This window comes from Nitratireductor mangrovi (genome assembly GCF_007922615.2).
In the GTDB taxonomy this organism is placed as follows: Bacteria; Pseudomonadota; Alphaproteobacteria; order Rhizobiales; family Rhizobiaceae; genus Mangrovimarina; species Mangrovimarina mangrovi.
Genome location: NZ_CP042301.2, coordinates 1,074,518 through 1,093,042, shown reverse-complemented (window position 1 = coordinate 1,093,042; position 18,525 = coordinate 1,074,518). Strand labels below are relative to the sequence as shown.

General features: G+C 62.6%; 15 protein-coding genes. 4 read left to right on the top strand and 11 right to left on the bottom strand.

Going from position 1 to position 18,525, the window contains the following annotated elements:
• Nucleotides 1–52: 52 nt before the first annotated feature.
• The 10 genes from FQ775_RS05300 to FQ775_RS05255 form a co-directional block, all read right to left on the bottom strand.
• Entirely contained in the window at nt 53–1,711 is a 1,659-nt protein-coding gene (locus tag FQ775_RS05300; RefSeq protein WP_146298386.1) for a GMC family oxidoreductase, read from the bottom strand.
• Nucleotides 1,711–3,213: an FGGY-family carbohydrate kinase gene (locus FQ775_RS05295; protein ID WP_146298385.1), complete on the bottom strand. Its 1,503-nt coding sequence runs from the start codon at nt 3,211–3,213 to the stop codon at nt 1,711–1,713. The genes FQ775_RS05300 and FQ775_RS05295 overlap by 1 nt, the downstream gene beginning before the upstream one ends.
• Nucleotides 3,206–4,048 (bottom strand): class I fructose-bisphosphate aldolase, encoded by an 843-nt coding sequence (locus FQ775_RS05290; RefSeq protein ID WP_146298384.1) that lies wholly within the window; start codon nt 4,046–4,048, stop codon nt 3,206–3,208. Before FQ775_RS05290 ends, FQ775_RS05295 begins: the two co-directional genes overlap by 8 nt.
• Nucleotides 4,039–5,760 (bottom strand): glycerol-3-phosphate dehydrogenase/oxidase, encoded by a 1,722-nt coding sequence (locus FQ775_RS05285; RefSeq protein WP_146301831.1) that lies wholly within the window; start codon nt 5,758–5,760, stop codon nt 4,039–4,041. Before FQ775_RS05285 ends, FQ775_RS05290 begins: the two co-directional genes overlap by 10 nt.
• Before the next feature lie 58 nt (nt 5,761–5,818).
• Nucleotides 5,819–6,814 carry an aldo/keto reductase gene (locus tag FQ775_RS05280; protein ID WP_146298383.1) on the bottom strand — a complete coding sequence of 332 codons (996 nt, stop codon included), beginning with the start codon at nt 6,812–6,814 and terminating at the stop codon, nt 5,819–5,821.
• Nucleotides 6,804–7,784 carry a sugar-binding transcriptional regulator gene (locus FQ775_RS05275; protein WP_146298382.1) on the bottom strand — a complete coding sequence of 327 codons (981 nt, stop codon included), beginning with the start codon at nt 7,782–7,784 and terminating at the stop codon, nt 6,804–6,806. Before FQ775_RS05275 ends, FQ775_RS05280 begins: the two co-directional genes overlap by 11 nt.
• Before the next feature lie 23 nt (nt 7,785–7,807).
• Nucleotides 7,808–8,731 carry an ABC transporter permease gene (locus tag FQ775_RS05270; protein WP_246730348.1) on the bottom strand — a complete coding sequence of 308 codons (924 nt, stop codon included), beginning with the start codon at nt 8,729–8,731 and terminating at the stop codon, nt 7,808–7,810.
• Nucleotides 8,732–8,826: 95 nt separating this feature from the next.
• Nucleotides 8,827–10,356 (bottom strand): sugar ABC transporter ATP-binding protein, encoded by a 1,530-nt coding sequence (locus tag FQ775_RS05265; RefSeq protein WP_146298380.1) that lies wholly within the window; start codon nt 10,354–10,356, stop codon nt 8,827–8,829.
• Nucleotides 10,357–10,438: 82 nt separating this feature from the next.
• Nucleotides 10,439–11,458 carry a substrate-binding domain-containing protein gene (locus FQ775_RS05260; RefSeq protein WP_146298379.1) on the bottom strand — a complete coding sequence of 340 codons (1,020 nt, stop codon included), beginning with the start codon at nt 11,456–11,458 and terminating at the stop codon, nt 10,439–10,441.
• 445 nt (nt 11,459–11,903) lie between these two features.
• Complete coding sequence (locus FQ775_RS05255; protein ID WP_146298378.1) at nt 11,904–12,845, bottom strand: GntR family transcriptional regulator; 942 nt, start codon at nt 12,843–12,845, stop codon at nt 11,904–11,906.
• A 168-nt stretch (nt 12,846–13,013) separates the two neighbouring features.
• Between FQ775_RS05255 and FQ775_RS05250 the strand changes: the two genes are divergently transcribed.
• From FQ775_RS05250 to FQ775_RS05235, 4 genes are all read left to right on the top strand, one after another.
• Nucleotides 13,014–13,994, top strand: a complete 981-nt coding sequence (locus FQ775_RS05250) for an ABC transporter permease (RefSeq protein ID WP_146298377.1) — start codon at nt 13,014–13,016, stop codon at nt 13,992–13,994.
• Nucleotides 13,994–14,752 carry an ATP-binding cassette domain-containing protein gene (locus FQ775_RS05245; protein ID WP_146298376.1) on the top strand — a complete coding sequence of 253 codons (759 nt, stop codon included), beginning with the start codon at nt 13,994–13,996 and terminating at the stop codon, nt 14,750–14,752. The genes FQ775_RS05250 and FQ775_RS05245 overlap by 1 nt, the downstream gene beginning before the upstream one ends.
• 75 nt (nt 14,753–14,827) lie before the next feature.
• The gene (locus FQ775_RS05240; RefSeq protein ID WP_146298375.1) at nt 14,828–15,742 is read left to right on the top strand and encodes a sugar ABC transporter substrate-binding protein; all 915 of its coding nucleotides are present in this window, start codon (nt 14,828–14,830) and stop codon (nt 15,740–15,742) included.
• A gap of 79 nt (nt 15,743–15,821) precedes the next feature.
• Nucleotides 15,822–16,832, top strand: coding sequence for a zinc-binding alcohol dehydrogenase family protein (locus FQ775_RS05235; RefSeq protein ID WP_146298374.1), 1,011 nt, complete (start codon nt 15,822–15,824; stop codon nt 16,830–16,832).
• A 252-nt stretch (nt 16,833–17,084) separates the two neighbouring features.
• Here FQ775_RS05235 and FQ775_RS05230 read toward each other — a convergent pair whose 3' ends face one another.
• Complete coding sequence (locus tag FQ775_RS05230) at nt 17,085–18,524, bottom strand: NAD-dependent succinate-semialdehyde dehydrogenase (RefSeq protein ID WP_167812765.1); 1,440 nt, start codon at nt 18,522–18,524, stop codon at nt 17,085–17,087.
• Nucleotide 18,525 lies beyond the last annotated feature (1 nt).

The window sequence follows — 18,525 nt, the reverse complement described above, 5'->3', positions numbered from 1 at the left end:
TGTATCCGGTATCCGGGCAAAATTTTCCTGGCGAAGGCCCTCTGAGCCGTCGTTACCGAGCCGGCTTTGTGAATGTCTTGCCTGGGGCAGAGTGGGAACGTGATCCGGCGCGTATCATGGAAGCTGCCTTTTCGGCAATCATGACGACGGGTGAAGCCGTGTTCCCCGATACGATACGAGGCATGATGGATGCGTCGATCACGCGCAGCCCGTCCAAGCCGTGCACCTTCAGATCGGCGCCGACCACGGCCTTGTCGTCATTGCCCATCTTGCAGGTGCCGACCGGGTGAAAGATGGTCGTGGCGATATTGCCCACCTGTTCCAGCACGGCTTCGTCGGACTGGTGCTCGGTGCCCGGCAGGAACTCCTCGGGCAGGTAGGGTTGCATCGCGCGCGACGTCATCATCCGGCGGGCCTGGCGTACCGCCTTCACGGCGGTTTCGCGGTCGCTGGACGTCGACAGGTAGTTCGGCCGGATTTCCGGTTGCTCGAACGTGTCGGGGCTCTTCACATGCACGCTGCCGACGCTGTCGGGCCGCAGATTGCAGACCGAAACGGTGATTGCCGGAAACGGATGCAACGGGTCGCCGAGCTTGTCGGTCGACAAGGGCTGGACGTGGTATTCCAGATCGGGTGTGGCCTTGGCGGGATCTGACTTCGTGAACATGCCGAACTGGCTCGGCGCCATGGAAAGCGGACCGCTCTGCGTCAGCGCATAATGCAGCCCGACACGCGCCTTGCCCAGCGCGGTGCGCAGCATCGTGTTGAGCGTCCTGGCGCCTGTCACCTTGAAGGCCGTGCGGATCTGCAGGTGGTCCTGCAGGTTCTCGCCGACGCCCGGACTTTCATGCGCAACGTCGATGCCCAGATCGCGCAGCAGCTCCGGGCGGCCGATGCCCGACTGCTCAAGCAGCTTCGGCGAATTGATTGCCCCCGCTGTCAGCAGCACTTCGCCTGCCGCAGATGCTTCATGCATCACGCCGTCGCGGCTGAAGCGGATGCCGGTCGCCTTGGGGCCGTCCAGAACCAGCGCTTCGACATGCGCGTGGGTAACCAATCTGAGGTTAGGGCGCTTCAAGGCCGGACGCAGAAAGGCTTTCGACGCGTTCCAGCGCAGGCCGCGGCGCTGGTTGACCTCGAAGAACCCCGACCCCTCATTGTTGCCGTCGTTGAAGTCATCCCTCGGCAGTATGCCGAATTCCTTTGCGCCTTCCTGGAAGGCGCGCAGCACATCCCAGGTCAGGCGCTGCTTCGATACCTTCCACTCGCCGCCGGAACCATGCATGGGGCTGCTTCCGCCGTGATGGTCCTCCGATTTGAGGAACCAGGGCAGCACGTCGTCCCAGCCCCAGCCCGTGTTTCCGAGTTGGCGCCAAAGGTCGTAGTCGGCCGCCTGGCCGCGCATGTAGATCATGCCGTTGATGGAAGAGCAGCCGCCGAGGACCTTCCCGCGCGGATAGGCGATCGACCGGCCGTTGAGGCCGGGCTCGGCTGCGGTCTTCATCATCCAGTCGGTGCGCGGGTTGCCGATGCAGTAGAGATAGCCCACGGGGATATGCACCCAGTGGTAGTTATCGCTTCCGCCGGCCTCGACCAGCAGCACGCGGGTCGACGAATCCTCGGTCAACCGGTTCGCCAGAACGCATCCAGCCGTGCCCGCGCCGACGATGACGTAATCGTATTCGCCTTCGTTGTGGGGAGCCTTCATCATCAGGCTTCCAGATCCTTCCAGATCGGTTCCATGGCGGCGGTGAGCCGCGTCCATATCCCGTAGCGGCGGTCATAATGGGCTGCCATGCCGACCTCGGGCGCGTATGTTCGTTCCGGCCGTGTCATCGCCCGTACTGCCGCAACATCGTCGGCATGGATGCCCACGCCGACTGCCGCAGCGATTGCCGCGCCGAGCGCACCGGTCTCGCGCGCCTCTGCAACAGTCACGGGAACGCCCAGCCCGTCGGCGAACATCTGCGGCCAGCAGCGCGACCGCGAGCCGCCGCCCGACAATGCCGCCTTGTCGAAGCGGACACCGGCCTTGGCGAGGACTTCGACATGGCGCCGATGCTCGAACATCACCCCCTCGAACAGGGCCCGCAGCAGATGGCCCTCTCCATGCCAGCCGCCGAGGCCGTAGAACCCTCCACGCTGATGAGCGCCCATGCGGCCACCATAAAGAAACGGGTGGAACAGCGGGTCATCGGGCGCCGGCCTCACTGCCTCGACAAGCTCGTTCACCATCGCAAAGGGATCGTCGTGGTGGCCGCCGCGCTCGATCAGGGTACGCACATACCACTCCAGATTGGCCGCCGACGTCGCACTGTTTTCCATGTTGGCGAAGCGCCGGTCGCCGTAGGCCGAGATCATGAAGACGCGATCGTCGCGAACCGGCGCGTCGGAAAACACCTGGTTGATCGACCAGCTTCCAGCGACAATCGAGGCATCGCCCGGACCGACCGCGCCGGAACCCAGCGCCGAGGCGACGACGTCGAACAAGCCACCAACGACGGGCGTACCCTCGCGAAGACCGGTGGTCTCGGCAGCCGTCGCGGTAACACGGCCGGCGATGCCCGTCGGCTGGTGGAGCGACGGCAGCATGGCCCGAGCGTCCTCGAGACCGTAAAGCGCCAGCAATTCGCTGTCATAGGTTGCTTCCGGCAGCCGCAGCAGACCCGCCCCGGACATGTCGGAAATCTCGCTCGCGCGTTCTCCCGTCAGATGGAACGTGACGACGTCCTTGGCGAAGAGCAGAGTTCCAGCCTTTGCGTAAAATTCGGGCTCGTGGCGTTTCAGCCAGGCGAGCAGAACCGGCGTCTGAGACGGCCACGGCCGCTGCAGGTTGATGGCGTGCATTGCCGCGCCGCTAGCTGCGTCGAGCTCGCTCGCCAGTGCCGCCGCCCGCGTGTCCAGCGACTGGATGCCGACCAGCGCCTCGCCGTCGCGGTCAAGAAGATAAAGCCCGTTGCCGTGGCCGGCGGTCCCGACCGCCGCAATCTGCGCGGGTTCGATCCCTGCTTTTGCGATACAAGCACGGATGGCTTCACGCGCATTGGCCCACAACTCGTCCACGTCGCGCTCGACACAGCCGGGCTGCGGCGTGCGCGAGTGGCCATCGAGCCCGTGCATCGCGACCTGGCGGCCGTCCGCGTCGAACAGTACCGCCTTGATGACAGTGTTGCCGGCGTCGAGGCCGAGCAGATAGGGACCGTTCTCAGCCACGGTCGTAGATTTCCCAGGCTTCCTCTCCGTCGGCGCCACTGTGGATCATCGCCATCAGCGCGTTGACGACAGCCTTCGGGTTGTCGTGCTGGTAGATATTGCGTCCGTAGACCATGCCCTTCGCGCCCTGCTTCATCAGTGCGGCGGATTTCGCCAGAACCTTCTTCAGATCCTCCTTGCCGCCACCGCGCACAAGAACCGGAACGCGCGCCGCCTCCACCACCCGATGGAAATCGTCCGGATCGTCGGTCGGATCGGCCTTGATGATGTCGGCTCCCATTTCGGATGCCAGCCGAACCAGGGTGACGATCTTGTCGGCATCGCCGTCCACCTGATAGCCGCCGCGAACCTCGTTCGGGAGCATTACCAAGGGTTCGATCATCAGCGGCATGCCGTATCTGTGGCACGCCGCGCGCACCTTGCTGATGTTTTCGACGCACTGGCGAAAGAGCTCCGGCTCGTCAGGGAGCATGAACAGGTTCACGACGACGCAGGCGGCATCCATTTCGAGCGCGCCAATGATCGGTTCGTCGTGGTTCTGGAGCATGGACCACATGACCCGGTGGCGTTCGGCGTTGTAGGGATTGCCCATATCGATGCGCATGACGAGCGCCGGCTTGTCCTTCTCAGGCCGCGCCTGCAGCAGGTCCGCCTGGCCGTAGGCCATCTGAATGGCGTCGGGCTTTGCCTTGATCAGCGTGTCGACGACGCTCGCCATGTCCTCAAGCCCTACGAGGAAGCCCGGTTCGTTGCAGACACCGTGATCGATGGCCACGTCGAGGCAGCCCCCGTTGGTGAACATCCGGTTCATACGAGCCTTGGTACTTATGCGCATGTTTCGCTCCTGTCGCGGGTTCTGCGTTCGAGCATCTCAGCTGAGACGCCGTAGAACTCTTCAAGTTCGCTCCGGAAATCCTGGATCTCGTTGAGGGTCTTTGCTTCATCCCAACCGGCCTCTGCCGCCACGATCGCGGCCACCCGGTCGATAACGGTGTCCGAAATCTCGCCGCGGATGGCCAGAGGCGTGCGACGCAGCAGAATGTCGCCAAGTCGGCACACCAACTCCTGCTGGACGAGAAAGGCGATTTCCGCAGCGCTGGTGTGGCAAAGATTGTCCACAGGTGTATCGTCGGCCCGGTCCGCACAGAAGACCACCACCTCGTCGGCGCGCGTGCCGTAGAGATCAACGAGATAAGCGGCGCGGTCAGCCGAAATGGCGTGCCGGTCCGCCAGTTGCCCGGCATAGTCATCGGAAAAGCCGGCGCCACCGCCAATGGCCATGTCCAGGGTGCCGGTTTTTCGTGTCTGTTCGAGTTCGGCCAGCACCGCATCTACAGTCTGCTCGGCGAAGGCGCGGAATGTCGTCCACTTGCCGCCGACGAGGCAGAACTGCGGGATCGTGCCGTCAAGGCGATGGACGAAGTGACTTCGCGAAATCCGGCCGGTGAATTCGTGGTCGCTCAGCGGCAGCGGCCGGATTCCGCTGAAGCTGAAGACCACATCGTCACTACGGATGGCGACCGACGGGAAGACGGCACGCAACGCCTGGAAAATATAGTCGCGCTCCTCCGGTTCGCAGCGAACGCGACTTGCCTTGTCGACCCGGATGTCGGTCGCGCCCGCGAGCACCTTGCCGAGATAGGGAAAGACGATGCAGACCCTGCCGTCGGTGTTCTCGAAATAGATCATGTGCCCGTTGAGGGCATGGTAGAGCTCCGGGTTGTCGATGACGAGATGAGAGCCCTTGGTGCCCGCGACGAGAGGCTTTGAACCACGGCTGTTGTCCGTCAGCCTTTCGATGGCATCGTCCACCCACGCCCCGGTCGCATTGACGATGGCGCGTGCTTCCACCGCGAAAATCTCGCCCGACATCAGGTCTTCGAGGCTCAACCCGCCGTTGGGAGATGTCACCTCTGCATAGTTCAGCGCAACGCTTTCCGGCGAGAGCTTCTCGGCGTCCAGGACGAGTTCGATGCCCATCCTTTCGGGATAACTGATCCATGCGTCGTAGTAGGTCGCAGAACAACGCAGGTCTGGATTCAGCTTCGGCCACAAATGCAGCGTCTGGTCGCGACCGCGGAAGGTATGTTTCGGAAATGCTCGCCGACTTCGGGTAATCCAGTCGTACATCGTAAGGCCGATCTTGATCGGCACCGCGCCCCGGCTCGACGGCTGTCTGGAAAGCCCGAGGAAGCTCGCCGTGCCATTGAGGAGGCCCGAGAATATCGACGTGACCGGGATCGTCGTCGGCAGCGGCCTGACCATGTGTGGAGCGTTGGACAGCAACGCGTCACGTTCGCACAGTGACTCGCGCACCAGATCGAACTCGCCATTTTCGAGGTAGCGCAGCCCCCCGTGGATCATGCGCGATGGAGCGGCACTGCAACCGGAGCAGAAATCGTTGCGCTCGACCAGAAGCACGCGCAGGCCCTGCGCGGCGAGTTCGCGATAGACGCCTATGCCATTGATTCCGCCGCCAACGACGATGACGTCAAAGTGGCCATCACGGCGTAGTCCTTCTATCTTCTGGTCTCGTTGTTCTGGCATAGCTGCGCCGTTCGCCACGCTGTCGCGGCGGCTGGGCTCCATCGTTGAGGACGTTGAATCAGGCGTCGAGTTCGGTCAGGTTGCTCGTGGCGGCCTCGCTTATTGTCTGGAGTTCTTCGGCTGCGAGGCGGATGCGGGCCGCCGCGGCATTTTCCACTGCCTGTTCGGCATTGCGTGCGCCGCACAGGGAAAAGGTGATGCCCGGCTGCTGCAGCGTCCACGCGATTACGATCTGCGCGGGCGTGGCTCCGCGCGCGTCGGCGATCGGTCTGATCGTGGCCATCAGCCGCGCGACCTTCTGGCGGTTGGCGGTCGAAAAGAGCGGATTCTCCTTGCGCAGGTCGTCGCCTTCAAAGACGCGTTCGGGACCGATCTTCCCCGACAGCAGGCCAAGCGCCAGCGAAGAGTAGCTGAGCACCGAGACGTTGTGCTTGAGGCAGGCGGGAACGAGCGTTTCCTCGATCCCCCGCTTGACCATGTTGTATTCTTCCTGGATCGCGTCGAGTTTGCCGGTCGCCAGATAAGCAGCGAGATCCTCTTGCGACAGGTTGCTTGCGCCGATGGAGCGTATCTTGCCCTGCTGCTTCAGCTTCTGGAGGGCCTCGACCGTTTCCTCGATCGGTGTGGTCGGGTCCTGCCAGTGCGTGATGTAGTGGTCGATCCGGTCCGTGCCGAGCCGTTTCAGGCTCTGCTCGACTTCATGGATGATGGAGTCGGCGCCGAGGTAGCGATGCACCGGCCCGTCATCGTAGTCGAAAAAGTGGTTGCCCTTTTGGGTGTGCCAGACGAGGCCGCATTTGGTCGCCAGCACCACCTTGTCGCGGCGGCCGGCAATCGCCTTGCCGACGATCTCTTCGGACAAGCCCTGGCCATAGGCCGGCGCGGTATCGATGAGGCTGATGCCCTCGTCGATAGAGGCCTGGATCGCGGCGATGGATTTCGCCTCGTCCGTGCCGCCCCACATCCATCCACCGATCGCCCAGGTGCCCAGGCCCACCGCCGAGGCCCGGATTCCGGACGATCCGATTTCCCGGACGAGGACTTCATGCGACATCTTGCAACTTCTCCATTTTTTCAAGCACCGCCCCGGCGGTCACCTCGTCGACGACGAGGGAATTCAGAAAGCGGCCATTGAGCGCCGCCTGGATCGGCAGCACCTTCTCTGCGCCCGCCACCACGCCGATCCGGCGCGGGATTTGCGACAGTTCGGCCGGGTCGAGCGCCACGAGGCGTGAGTTGAGCGGGTAGTCGGCAAGCGTGCCATCTTCGCGAATCAGGTGGGCGAGAAACTCTCCGCGCACGCCGCTGCGGATGATCTGTTCGCGATCCGGGTTGGAGACGGGGTGCAGATCGTAGTAACTGGAGCCTGGTGTATCGATCGACCCGATGCCTACCACCGCGATCGCCGCCTTGCGGGCGAGATCGAACACTTCCCTTATCGACGCCATGCCGAGAAGCATGTTGCGTTGATCCTCGTTCTCCGCAAACAGCGGCGCGTGAACAAGCATGGTCTTGCCGCCCAGCCGCTCGGCGAGTTGTGTGGCGAGATGATTCACGTCCGTGTAGTACTTGCCCTGGACGCCTCCAGTCAGCGGAACCACGGTCACGTCGAACGCTCGTTCGGCCTGCATGTTCTCGACCACCGCGCTGACCGCCTTGCCGCCGGTGATGGCGATGACGTCGCCGTCGCGCAGCGTCTCGAGGACCTGGTTGGCCGCTGCCTTGCCAACCTGCTGCAAAGTCGATTCCGGGCTTCCCGAAACCGTGGGGGTAACCACGCTCGTTGCGAGCCCCGCAATGCGGTCCAGCCGCTTTTCGATCTCGACGAGGCGCTGGAACGGGCTTTCGATGGCGATCCTGACCATGCCGAGCTTGCGGCCCTGCGTGATCAGCCGGTTGACCTTCGAGGTCGACAGGTTGAGCGCCTTTGCGATCTCCGCCTGCTTCAGGCCGTCGACGAAGTGCAACACCAGAACCGTGTGGATCTGCCTGACCGCTTCGAAATCGGGTTTGTTCTCAGCCATGACTTTTCCAGCCCACCCAGCGCTCAGCCGCGGCGCTTGTTGAGGTAGTGGTCGATCGTCACCGCGCTGAGCAGAATCGAGCCGCGAATGATGTCCTGCCAGTAGACCGAAACGTCGAGCAGGGCGAGCGAACTGGAAACCACCGACAACAGGATGGTGCCGAGGATCGCGCCGAGGATCGTTCCGGTGCCGCCGGACAGGCTGGCGCCGCCGATCACCGCGGCTGCGATCACGTTTAGTTCCATACCGATGCCGAATGTCGGCTGCGCCGAGCCGAAACGCGCCATGTAGATGACGCCGGCAACGCCGCACAGCGCCGAGCACAGCGTCGTCGTCAGGAACACGACCTTCTTGGTCCGGATGCCGGAATAGGCGGCGGCCTTCTCGTTGCTGCCGGTGTAGAACACCTTGCGGAACATCGTGGTTCGGCGAAGCATGAAATCGAAGGCTACGACCACCACGACGAAGATGACGATCACGACCGGAATCATGCCGATCGATCCCTGGCCGATGAACTTGAACTCCGGTGGCAGCGTGAACAAGCCAAGCGGCCGCCCGCCGGTTCCGAGCAGGCAAAGCCCGCGAGCGATGACCATGACCGCCAACGACACGATGAAATGATGCAGCCCGACGCGGGTGACGAAGAAACCCATACCGGCACCTATGGCGGTACATGCCGCGATGGCGAGAATCGAGGCGGACCACGGATCCACCCCATTGAGAAACAGCAGGCCGGCAATCACCATCGCGAGCGCGGTAACTGATCCCACGGACAAATCGATACCGCCGGAAATAAGCAGTATGGTCATTCCGACGACAACGATGCCTTCGACCGCGAAGGCCATCGCCATGGCGCGCATGTTGGCCCAGGTCAGGAAATATTCCGACGCGAAGGACATGGCGATGAACAGCGCCAAGATGATGAATACAAGCCCGGTCTCGCGCATGCGAAGGAGCCGCCTGAGACCAGTGGCGGTCCCTCGCGTGCCTTCGTCGTTCTCGGGGGTCGCGGTTGTCACCGTCACCTGATCTCCTCCGCCGCTCATGATGCCAGACGCTGCTCTTCGCCGATCGAAGCCAGATACATGATGCGGTCCTCGGTCATGTCCGCGCCCGAAACCTCGCCGGTGATGCGCCCCTCGCGCACGACGAGTACACGGTCGCACACGCCGATCAGCTCCGGCAGTTCCGAGGAGATGACGACGATACCGACCCCGCTGCGCGCAAGGTCGCGCAGGATGCGGTGGATCTCCGCCTTGGCGCCGACATCGACACCGCGCGTCGGTTCGTCGAGAAAGATCACGCGGGGGTTCACTGACAGCATCTTGGCGATGGCGACCTTCTGCTGGTTGCCACCCGAAAGCGCGGAAACCGGCTGGCCGATATGGCCGTATTTCAGGTTGAGACTTGCGCCCAGGCGTTCGCCAAGCGCCGCCTCCCGATGCTCGTCTATGATGATTCCGCGCGACGCCACCTGCTCGACGCGCAGCGCCGACACGTTGGCGGCGATGGACATTTCTAGGAACAGCCCGTCGCCCTTGCGGTCCTCGGACAGGTAGACGACCCCGCTGTCGATGCTCTCGCCGTAGTTTGCCAGGCGCAACGGCTTGCCATGCAACTGGACCTCCCCCGTCACCTCGCCCTCAAGCCGGCAGATGCCGCGCGCGATCTCGCTGCGGCCCGCGCCGATCAGACCTGCAAGGCCAAGTATTTCGCCCTTGCGAAGCTGGAACGATACGTCGTGGAAGCGCGTCTTTTCGCTAAGGTTTCGGACTTCGAGGATGATCTCTTCGGAGCGCTCGCTGTCGCTCTGCTTCTCGGGATATAGACTGTCGATGACGCGCCCGACCATTGCGCTGACCACGTCGCGCGGCGTGGTGTCGGCGACGTTCATCGTCTTGATGTAGCGCCCGTCGCGCAGAACCGTGACGCGGTCGCAGTTTTCGAAGATTTCGACCATGCGGTGCGAAATATAGATGATGGAGATGCCCTGCTTGGCCAATGCGCGAACGATGTCGAACAGCACCTTTGCCTCGCGCTCGGTCAGCGCTGCGGTCGGCTCGTCAAGGATTAGCACGCGGCAGTCGAGTGTCAGCGCCTTGGCGATCTCGACCAGTTGCTGCTGCGATATGGAAAGACTGCGAACAAGTGCGGAAGGATTGATGTCGCCCAGCCGGCGCAGGATTTCCGCAGCGCGGCGCTCGATGCCGCGATAGTCCATAAGTGCGGCGCGGCTCGTGCTGGTAACGCCCATGAAGATGTTCTCGGCGACCGTGACGTCCGGGCACAGCGCGATCTCCTGGTGCACGAAGCCGATGCCGAGGCTTTGAGCCATGGCCGGCGAGGTTATGCGGACCTCCTTCCCGTCGAGGAACATCTGACCGGAGTCCGCCTGCAATATGCCGTCTATGATATTCATCAGCGTGGACTTGCCCGCGCCGTTCTCCCCGGCCAGCGCATGAATCTCGCCACGGCGAAGCTCGAAACTGACGTTTCGCAGCGCGCGGATCGGTCCGAACGACTTGCTGAGATCGGTGATCGCCAGGATCGTTTCGCTCGATGCGGTGTTCATGCCGTGCCTTGAAAAAGGTGGGTGCCATTGAGGCCCGCGCCGCCGCAAGCGGTGCGGCGCGGGTATCGCTCCTGCGGTCTGCTCAGCTCGGATCGCGACCTTCCATGTACGTGTTGAGGTCGAAGGAGTCAGCGTTCTCCTTGGTGATGACCGCGAACCCGTTATCGATGAACGGAATCTGCATCGGGTTGTAGCCCGACACCTTGTAGTCGTTGAACGGATCGAACATTTCGGGACGCGTCGCCAGGAACGTGGCGATGAAGCCCATGAAGCCCTGCACGCCCTGGTTGGGATTGAGCGACATGTGGATGTTGCCGGCCTTGATGTGCTCGAGCGTGGTCGGCGTCACGTCGGCATGCATGATGAGCACGTCGGCATCGGCTTCAAGCACGGCAGCGACCGCGCCTTCTGCCGAACCAGCTTCGGGAATCCACATAGCCTTCAGGTTAGGGTTGGCCTGAAGAATGGATGCCGTGGCGCGATAGGCGGCATTGCTGTCCTGGTTGGTCGCCTGACGGCCCACCAGCTTCATGTTGGGATAGTTCTGCTCGAAATAGTCGATCAGCGCGGTCACGCGCAAATCGTGATTGCTCTGGCCGGGGTTCTCGAGCACGGCGTATTCGGCGCTGTCGCCGACCTGCTTGACGATTTCCTCGGCAGCGAATTTCGCTTCCGCGAGGTTGTCGGAAGTGATGTAAGCCGTACGCTTCGAGTTTGGCGAATCCGCCGCAAAAGTAACCACCTGGACGCCATCTGCGATGGCCCGGTCAATCGGTTCGATAAACGGATCGGACTGCATGGGATGAAGCAGAATGCCCGAAGGTTTCTTGATCAGGTCCTGCTCGAAGGAGGCGATCTGCTTGGTGATGTCGTAATCGGGCGTGCCCGAAAAAGCGGTTTCGCAGCCCATGGCGGCCGCCGCCTGCTTGAAGCCCTGGTAGACGGGCACCCAATAGGGGTGGGCCGATACCATGACGTTCATCACGAATGTCTCTCCCGGCTCGCACTGGAATTTGCTTTCGGCGGCCGCGCCGCTTGACGACGCAAGGCCGAAAGACACCGTTGCCGCGGCAAGAAGCCCGGCCAATCCAATTCTGCTCATTTGATCCTCCGCTTGGTTTCCTGCCTTGGCCCGATCGTGTGACAAGCCGGCCTGCGCAAGAAATTTCATTCTGCGAATTTTATCGCAGGATGAAATCTAAAAACAGCACTCGTCCGAAGAGTCAACCGTTTTAGCAGAAAATTCATGCAATGAAATTTATTTCACGATCGTTCGTGACGCATCCCCGGTGGTGTGCCAGTCCATGGCCTGTTCGAACTCCTCCGGCACATCCTATCCAGGGCACCGGACTTTGCGCCGATGGGTTTTTTCAGAACGCACCTCGGGCCACAGCGAGGTCCCCCGTGCCCACCGCATGAACATCCGCAACGTGCCGATCTAATATCCAGCTGGTCGCCACGGGAGCCATCATCGTCGTAGGGTTCGCCACAGTCAGCCGCCGCCCTGACCTGACGCGCAGACGGCGAGCGCCACGAGCGGCCGCGGATCAGAGAGGCGCGACCTGCCCTTGCCGCCTGGCCGTTTGGTCCGGCGCCGGATCGTGTCCCGATGTCGACCTCAGCAACGTCGCCTTGGCCGACATGAGGTGCGCGCAGCAGGCAAGCTCAATCATCGAAGCGTTCCGGCTCAGCAGCGCCTCGATGTAGGTCAGGTGCTCGCGAATAGCCACTTCGTTGCGGTGCCGCTCATCCTGCTTGTTCCACTGGTAGTGGTAGTGGAAGATCAGCGTGATGATGTCGTAGAAGTCGTCGATGAAGCGGTTCGGCGCCGCCGAATTGATAAGTTGATGGAAGCGGCTGTCGAGGTCCGAGAAATCGTGATAGCGGTGCTCTATCTCGTCGAGGAGTTCCAGATGCTCCTCACGGAGCGTTGCAATCTTTTCCCATTGGGCTGAACTCGCCGGCAACTCGCCGAACGCTCGCGCTGAGCGGAGTTCGAACATTTCGCGTATCTCGAACAATTCGAGCGCGAAGGAGGCGGTGAATCCCTTGAAAACCCAGCCGGCGTTCGGGCGCTTTTCAATGAGCCCGAAATGCTGGAACCGGTTCAGAAACTCCCGGATGCCGGTGGTCGCCATCCCGAACTGCCGCGCGAGTTCCAGTTCGTTGATCGCCGTGCCCGGGCGCGCATTGTCGCGCAGCATCCATTCCATGAAGCGCTTTTCAACCTGGGCGGCCATCGGAACGGTTTCCGCTTTGGGAAACAGTTGCACCGTCCCGTTGACCGACCTGACCACGCGATGGCGACCGCTGCCGCCGATCATCCCCCGATCGTCCAAGGTCGAAAGGATCTTCCGGACGGTCGTGCGGCTGACCTTCAGTGCCCGGCTCAGCGTGTTTTCGGACGGCAGCGGATCGCCGTCGTTGAGCTTGGAAACAATATCCACGGCATCGTTGAAGGCGCGTTTGTAAACGGTGTCGGTTTTCACGTAATCAGCCGCTCTGTTCTGACCCTAATCCATAAAAAACAATTTGACGGGAGGTCAAGTATTGTTTTTTCTCTATAAGATACAATCTATTGGAGATTGCCCGAGGGAATGAGTGAGCAACGGGAAATTGCCCCCACTTCTCTTGCGGCGGAGCCGCCTCGCAGAGGTATGACAGCAGTATCGCTCGGGCTGCGTCTTCTGAGCGTCGGGCCGCTGCTGATCCTTTTCGCGCTGATCGTCGTCATCAGCTTTCTAACCCCGCACTTCCTCAAGCCGGGAAACATCAGCAACATTCTCGCCCAGACGGCAGTCATAGCGATCGTTGCGATGGGTCAGCATCTTGTCATTCTGACCCGCGGGATCGACCTGTCTGTCGGGGCAAACCTTGCGCTTGCCACCGTTATCGGCGCCCTCGCCTACCGTGTGGCCGATTCGTCTGTTGTCGTCATACTGGCGATGGTGGTGACGGGTGGGCTGGTCGGCGCCGTGAACGGCATAGTCTACGTCTTTGGACGCTTGCCGCACCCCTTCATCATAACGCTCGCCACGCTCAGCGTCTGCCGGGGGCTGGCCCTCGAATTCGCGGTCGGCCATACGACGATGCGCGGCATGCCGGATTTCGTCTCCTCGCTGGGCGGCTCCTGGATCTTCGGCGCACCGAATTCGTTCTTCGTCGTTTTTGGCGTGGCGGCAATTCTGCTGGTGCTGACCAGGATGATGGTATGGGGTCGGTGGACATACGCCGTCGGCGGAAAGCCTGAGGCGGCGGTGCAGATGGGTATCCCGGTGCGCTGGGTCCTCGTCTCGGCTTACGTGATCTCCGGCCTGTGCGCCGGCATCGGTGCTGTTGTGCTTGCGGGCCGCACGCAAGCAGGCTCGCCTCTCTACGGCAACCTGCTTGAACTCGATACGATCGCCGCCGTCATCATCGGTGGGGCGAGCTTCCTCGGCGGGCGCGGCCACATTGGCCATGCGCTGATCGGTGCGGTGATGATCGGCGTCATCCGCAATGCGCTCAATCTGCTCGGCGTCGATGTCTTCTTCCAGATGATTGCGATCGGCCTGGTCATCGTGATCGCCGTGGAAGGCGACGTGCTGCGCAACCACCTCGAGGCGCGGGCCAGGACCATGCAGGCTGGGAGGGCGTGATGAACACCTCGACACCGGCCCTTGCTGTGCATCAGGCCAGGAAACGCTTTGGCGCCGTGGACGCTCTCAGGGGCGTCAGTCTGGCGGCGCACGCCGGCGAGGTGCTTGCTCTGCTTGGCGACAACGGTGCGGGCAAGTCGACGCTCGTGAAGTGCATCAGCGGGGTGCACGCGCTCGACGAAGGAGAAATCCAGATCGACGGCGTTCCGGTCGCAATCTCAACCCCGGCTGCCGCGCGGAGCGCGGGTGTCGAGACCGTGTACCAGGACCTTGCGCTGTTTGATAATCTGACGCCGGCGCAGAACTTCTACTGCGGCCGGGAATTGTCTGGCCCCGCCTGGCTGCCCCGCGGCCTTCGGTTCCTCAGCAGCCGCGCGATGGACAGCCACGCGGCCGAAATAATCGACCGGCTCAAGGTCAAACTACCGAAGTTCGATGCCCCCGTGGCGTTGATGTCGGGTGGGCAACGGCAGGCTATAGCCGTCGCCCGCGCGGCCATGTTCGCCCGCAAGGTCGTCATACTCGATGAGCCCACGGCCGCCCTCGGGCTCCGTGAATCGCGAAAGGTTCTCGACCTGATCCTTCAGCTGCGAGCCGAGGGTAAGGCGATCATCCTGATTACGCACAACATGGAACACGTGATCGAGCTTGCGGACCGCGCGGTGGTGCTTCTGCAGGGCCGCAAGGTCGGCGAGTTGAAACCGGATCGCACCAATCAGCAGGAGCTCGTCTCAATGATCGTGGGTGCGGGGGCATAGAGGAATTCGCTGCCGCGCAGGCGGCGATGAGCGGGATCGGTTCAGATTGAAGCGATCCAGAATGGGAGGAGTAGGATGAAACTACGAATGCTACTGGCGGGACTGGCGCTTGCATTTGCAGGCTCTGGATCCGCATCGGCGGAGGACATCAAGCTGGGCTTCATAACGAAGTTCCCGGTTCCGTTCTTTGCCACGATGGAGAATGCCGCCAAGGCCTATGCCGAGGCCAACCCCGGCGTGGAAATCGTCTATGGCCAGGGCACCTCGGCCACCGACATCGAGGGGCAGATCGCCCTGATCGAATCGATGGTCACGCAGGGCGTGCAGGGCATCGCGATCACTCCCGTCGATCCGACCGTCGCATCCACACTGGACAAGGCGATCGAAGCGGGCGTGAAGGTTGTTCTCATGGACAACAATATTCCGGACTGGGATGGCCGCACGGCACTGGCCACCACCGACAACTACAACGCCGGCAAGATCGCCGGTGGGTACCTGAAGTCGGTGCTGAAGGATGGCGACACACTGGGCATTCTCGAAGGGGTGCCGGGCGTTCCCTCACTCGATGACCGCGTCAACGGCATGTTGGAAGGGCTTGAGGGCGTCAACGTCAACATCGTCGGCAGGGGTGCCACCAATTGCACCGAAGAGCTCGGCATCAATGTCGCCGAGGATCTGCTGACGGCAAATCCCGACCTGAGGGCCATCTATGCGGCCTGCGGACCGCCTGCCGCAGGTGCAGCCCGTGCCATCACCAATGCGGGCATCGCCAATGACGACATCGTTCTCGTCGGTTTCGACTTCTGCTGCGGCGAGGAAGAAGCGCTGGAGGCCGGTACCGAAGATGCAACGGTCGCGCAGTTCCCGTCCAAGATGGCGGAACTGGGTGTAGATGCTCTGGTCAAGGCCATTCGTGGCGAGAAGGTCGAGTCGCTGATCGACTCCGGTGCCGCTCTTGTCACCAAGGACAATATGGCAGAGTTCAAGTGAGTCGAACCGGGGGCCGGAGGAAAGCGCCGGCCCCCGTTCAATCTGTCAACAACTTACGCTGTTACTGGAGTGGCAGGCGGTGGAAGCGCTCGTTTGTTTAGAGCCCGGCAAGTTGAAACTGACCGAGCTGGCTGCCCCCAAGGCCAACCCGGGAATGGCATTGTTGCGCCCGCATCGGGTCGGTATTTGCGGCACGGACTATCATATTTTCGAAGGCAAGCACCCGTACCTCGAATACCCGCGGGTCATGGGACACGAGCTTGCGGTCGAGGTCGTGGAAGCACCAGCTGGTACCGGTTTCGCTGCCGGCGACATCTGTGTCGTCAATCCCTATCTGTCCTGCGGTCAGTGCGTGGCATGCCGGGCGGGGAAGCCGAACTGCTGTACAAAGATCTCGGTACTGGGCGTTCATCAGGATGGCGGAATGGCGGGGTTGCTCGCCCTGCCGGCGGGGAATCTCATTCCGGCCAATGGACTGACCGTCGACGAATGCGCAACGGTCGAGTTTCTGGCGATCGGCGCGCATGCCGTGCGTAGAGGCGGCACGACCGGCAATGATCGCGCCCTCGTCGTGGGCGCCGGCCCGATAGGCCTGGGTCTAGCGATATTCGCAGCGCGAGCCGGTGCGTCCGTGACGATACTCGATGTCGATCCGGAGCGTACGGCTGCGGCGGGCACGATTGCGAAGGTGGAAACCGTGGCCGCCGGCACCGATGCGCAACAAGCACTCGACCTTGTCACCGACGGCGACGGCTTTGACATCGTCTTTGATGCGACCGGCAGCCAGAAGGCTATGGAGAACGGCTTCGAATGCGTCGCCCACGGCGGGCGGTATGTTCTGGTCAGCGTGGTCAAGGATTCGATCACGTTTTCCGATCCGGATTTTCACCGCAAGGAGATGACGTTGCTGGGAAGCAGGAATGCGACGTCGGCGGACTTCGAAGAGGTTATCGCGGCGATCAAGGATGGGACGGTTCCAGTCGATCGCCTGATCACACATCGCACCAGCCTGCGCGATGCAGCCGAGGATATCCCTCGCTGGGCAACGCAGAAGAACGGGCTCATCAAGGCACTGATCGAAATCGACTGAGGAAGACGCCGCCCGTCCAGCCATGGCACACCAGTGCCGCGCCCCCCGAAACGCTCGATCACCGGCAGCAGCGTCAGCAGTCGTGCGTAATCCGCCGTGCCGTGCTGCAAGTCGACGGTCAGCGCGTCTCATCCGCCGGCCGCAAGCGCCTCGGCCGACAGGATCGAAGGGCAGGCAATCCAGCCATTCGCCGCTGCGCGGCCCTCCGCCCATATCTCGCGCAACGGATTGGCAAGTTCGGCCGTGCCGAGTTCAGGCCGCCATGAAATGGGTGAGCTTCACATTGGTGTAGTCGAGGATCGCCTGCCGCCCGCCTTCCCGACCCATTCCCGAATGGTCGACGCCGCCGAACGGCGCCTCGGCATGCGCGATCATGAAAGTGTTGACGCCCACCATGCCCGCCTGAAGCTTGGCGCTCAGCGCTTCCGCCTTGGTCTGGCTTGAAGTGAAGCCGTAGGCGGAAAGACCGTAGGGCGTGGAGTTGGCACGCTCGATCGCATCGTCGAAATCTCGGAACGTGGCGATGGGCGCCAGTGGGCCGAAGGGCTCTTCGCGCATGATGCGGCTGCCGTCGGGCACGTCGGAGAAAACGGTCGGTTCAAAGAAATGCCCCTTGTTCCGGCTCGCTGGCCGACACCCGCCGGTTAAGCACTTGGCGCCGTCGGCAACAGTTTCGTCCGACAGTTTTTCCACCCGGTCGCGCTGCGAGGCGAGCGTCAGCGGGCCCATCGTTGTCGCCGTGTCCTGGCTGTCACCCAGCACCAGAGCACGCGCTGCCTCCACCATGCCGTCGCTGAACCGCTGGGCGACGTTCTCATGGACATAGAACCGGTTGGGCGCGATGCAGACCTGACCGGCGTTTCGGAACTTGAACGCCGCGCATTGGGTGGCAGCGGCGTCCACATCGGCGTCCTCGCAAATCACCACAGGCGCATGACCGCCGAGTTCCATCGAGGCGCGCTTGACCGTTTTCGCGGCTTCAGCCAGCAGCATCTTGCCGACGCGCGTGGAACCGGTCAGCGAAATCTTGCGAACCTCCTCAGCCTCCATCAGCAGCGGCGTAACGATGTCCGCCTTGCCGTGCAGCATCTGCACCACACCTGCGGGCGCCCCGCCTTCAACGCAGGCCTCGGCGATCAGCGTAGAGGTGAGCGGCGTCTGCTCGGAGGGGCGGCAGATGATCGGGCAGCCGGCGGCCAGCGCCGGCGCGATCTTGCGCGCGATCAGGTTGACGGGGAAGTTCCAGGCGGTGAACGCCGCCACGACGCCGACCGGTTCCGGCACGGCTTGCAGCCGCCCGCCCTGGCGCGAGGGGATCGTCTCCCCGAAAAGCCGTTCGGCCTCGCCGGCGAACCAGTCGAACTGCTCGATCGCGATCGCCACCTCGCCGTCGGACTGGGCGATCGGACGTCCGATTTCCAGCGACAACGCTCTCGCGATATCGCTCTTCTTCCGTTCCATCGCGCGGGCGATGCCGCGCAACACCTTGGCACGCTCCCAGCCGTGCACGGCCGCCCATTTCGGAAACGCCTGGCGGGCGTGGTGCAGCGCCTCGGCAACCTCGTCCGGCCCTGCCGCCGGCGCCGTCCAAAGCACATCTTCGGTACAGGGATTGATCACCTCCGCTGGCGGTTGACCCGTGCTTGGGCGAAATCGTCCGGCAATCAGGAGGCTCGGCGTCGTTGCATTCATG

Bases quoted from the DNA above. Each gene is read 5' to 3' on its own strand.
- FQ775_RS05230 (WP_167812765.1), bottom strand. From the start codon at position 18,524: ATGAATGCAACGACGCCGAGCCTCCTGATTGCCGGACGATTTCGCCCA.
- FQ775_RS05285 (WP_146301831.1), bottom strand. From the start codon at position 5,760: ATGCCAGAACAACGAGACCAGAAGATAGAAGGACTACGCCGTGATGGC.
- FQ775_RS05250 (WP_146298377.1), top strand. From the start codon at position 13,014: ATGACAGCAGTATCGCTCGGGCTGCGTCTTCTGAGCGTCGGGCCGCTG.
- FQ775_RS05275 (WP_146298382.1), bottom strand. From the start codon at position 7,784: ATGGCTGAGAACAAACCCGATTTCGAAGCGGTCAGGCAGATCCACACG.
- FQ775_RS05270 (WP_246730348.1), bottom strand. From the start codon at position 8,731: ATGCGCGAGACCGGGCTTGTATTCATCATCTTGGCGCTGTTCATCGCC.
- FQ775_RS05290 (WP_146298384.1), bottom strand. From the start codon at position 4,048: ATGCGCATAAGTACCAAGGCTCGTATGAACCGGATGTTCACCAACGGG.
- FQ775_RS05240 (WP_146298375.1), top strand. From the start codon at position 14,828: ATGAAACTACGAATGCTACTGGCGGGACTGGCGCTTGCATTTGCAGGC.
- FQ775_RS05280 (WP_146298383.1), bottom strand. From the start codon at position 6,814: ATGTCGCATGAAGTCCTCGTCCGGGAAATCGGATCGTCCGGAATCCGG.
- FQ775_RS05245 (WP_146298376.1), top strand. From the start codon at position 13,994: ATGAACACCTCGACACCGGCCCTTGCTGTGCATCAGGCCAGGAAACGC.
- FQ775_RS05265 (WP_146298380.1), bottom strand. From the start codon at position 10,356: ATGAACACCGCATCGAGCGAAACGATCCTGGCGATCACCGATCTCAGC.
- FQ775_RS05300 (WP_146298386.1), bottom strand. From the start codon at position 1,711: ATGATGAAGGCTCCCCACAACGAAGGCGAATACGATTACGTCATCGTC.
- FQ775_RS05260 (WP_146298379.1), bottom strand. From the start codon at position 11,458: ATGAGCAGAATTGGATTGGCCGGGCTTCTTGCCGCGGCAACGGTGTCT.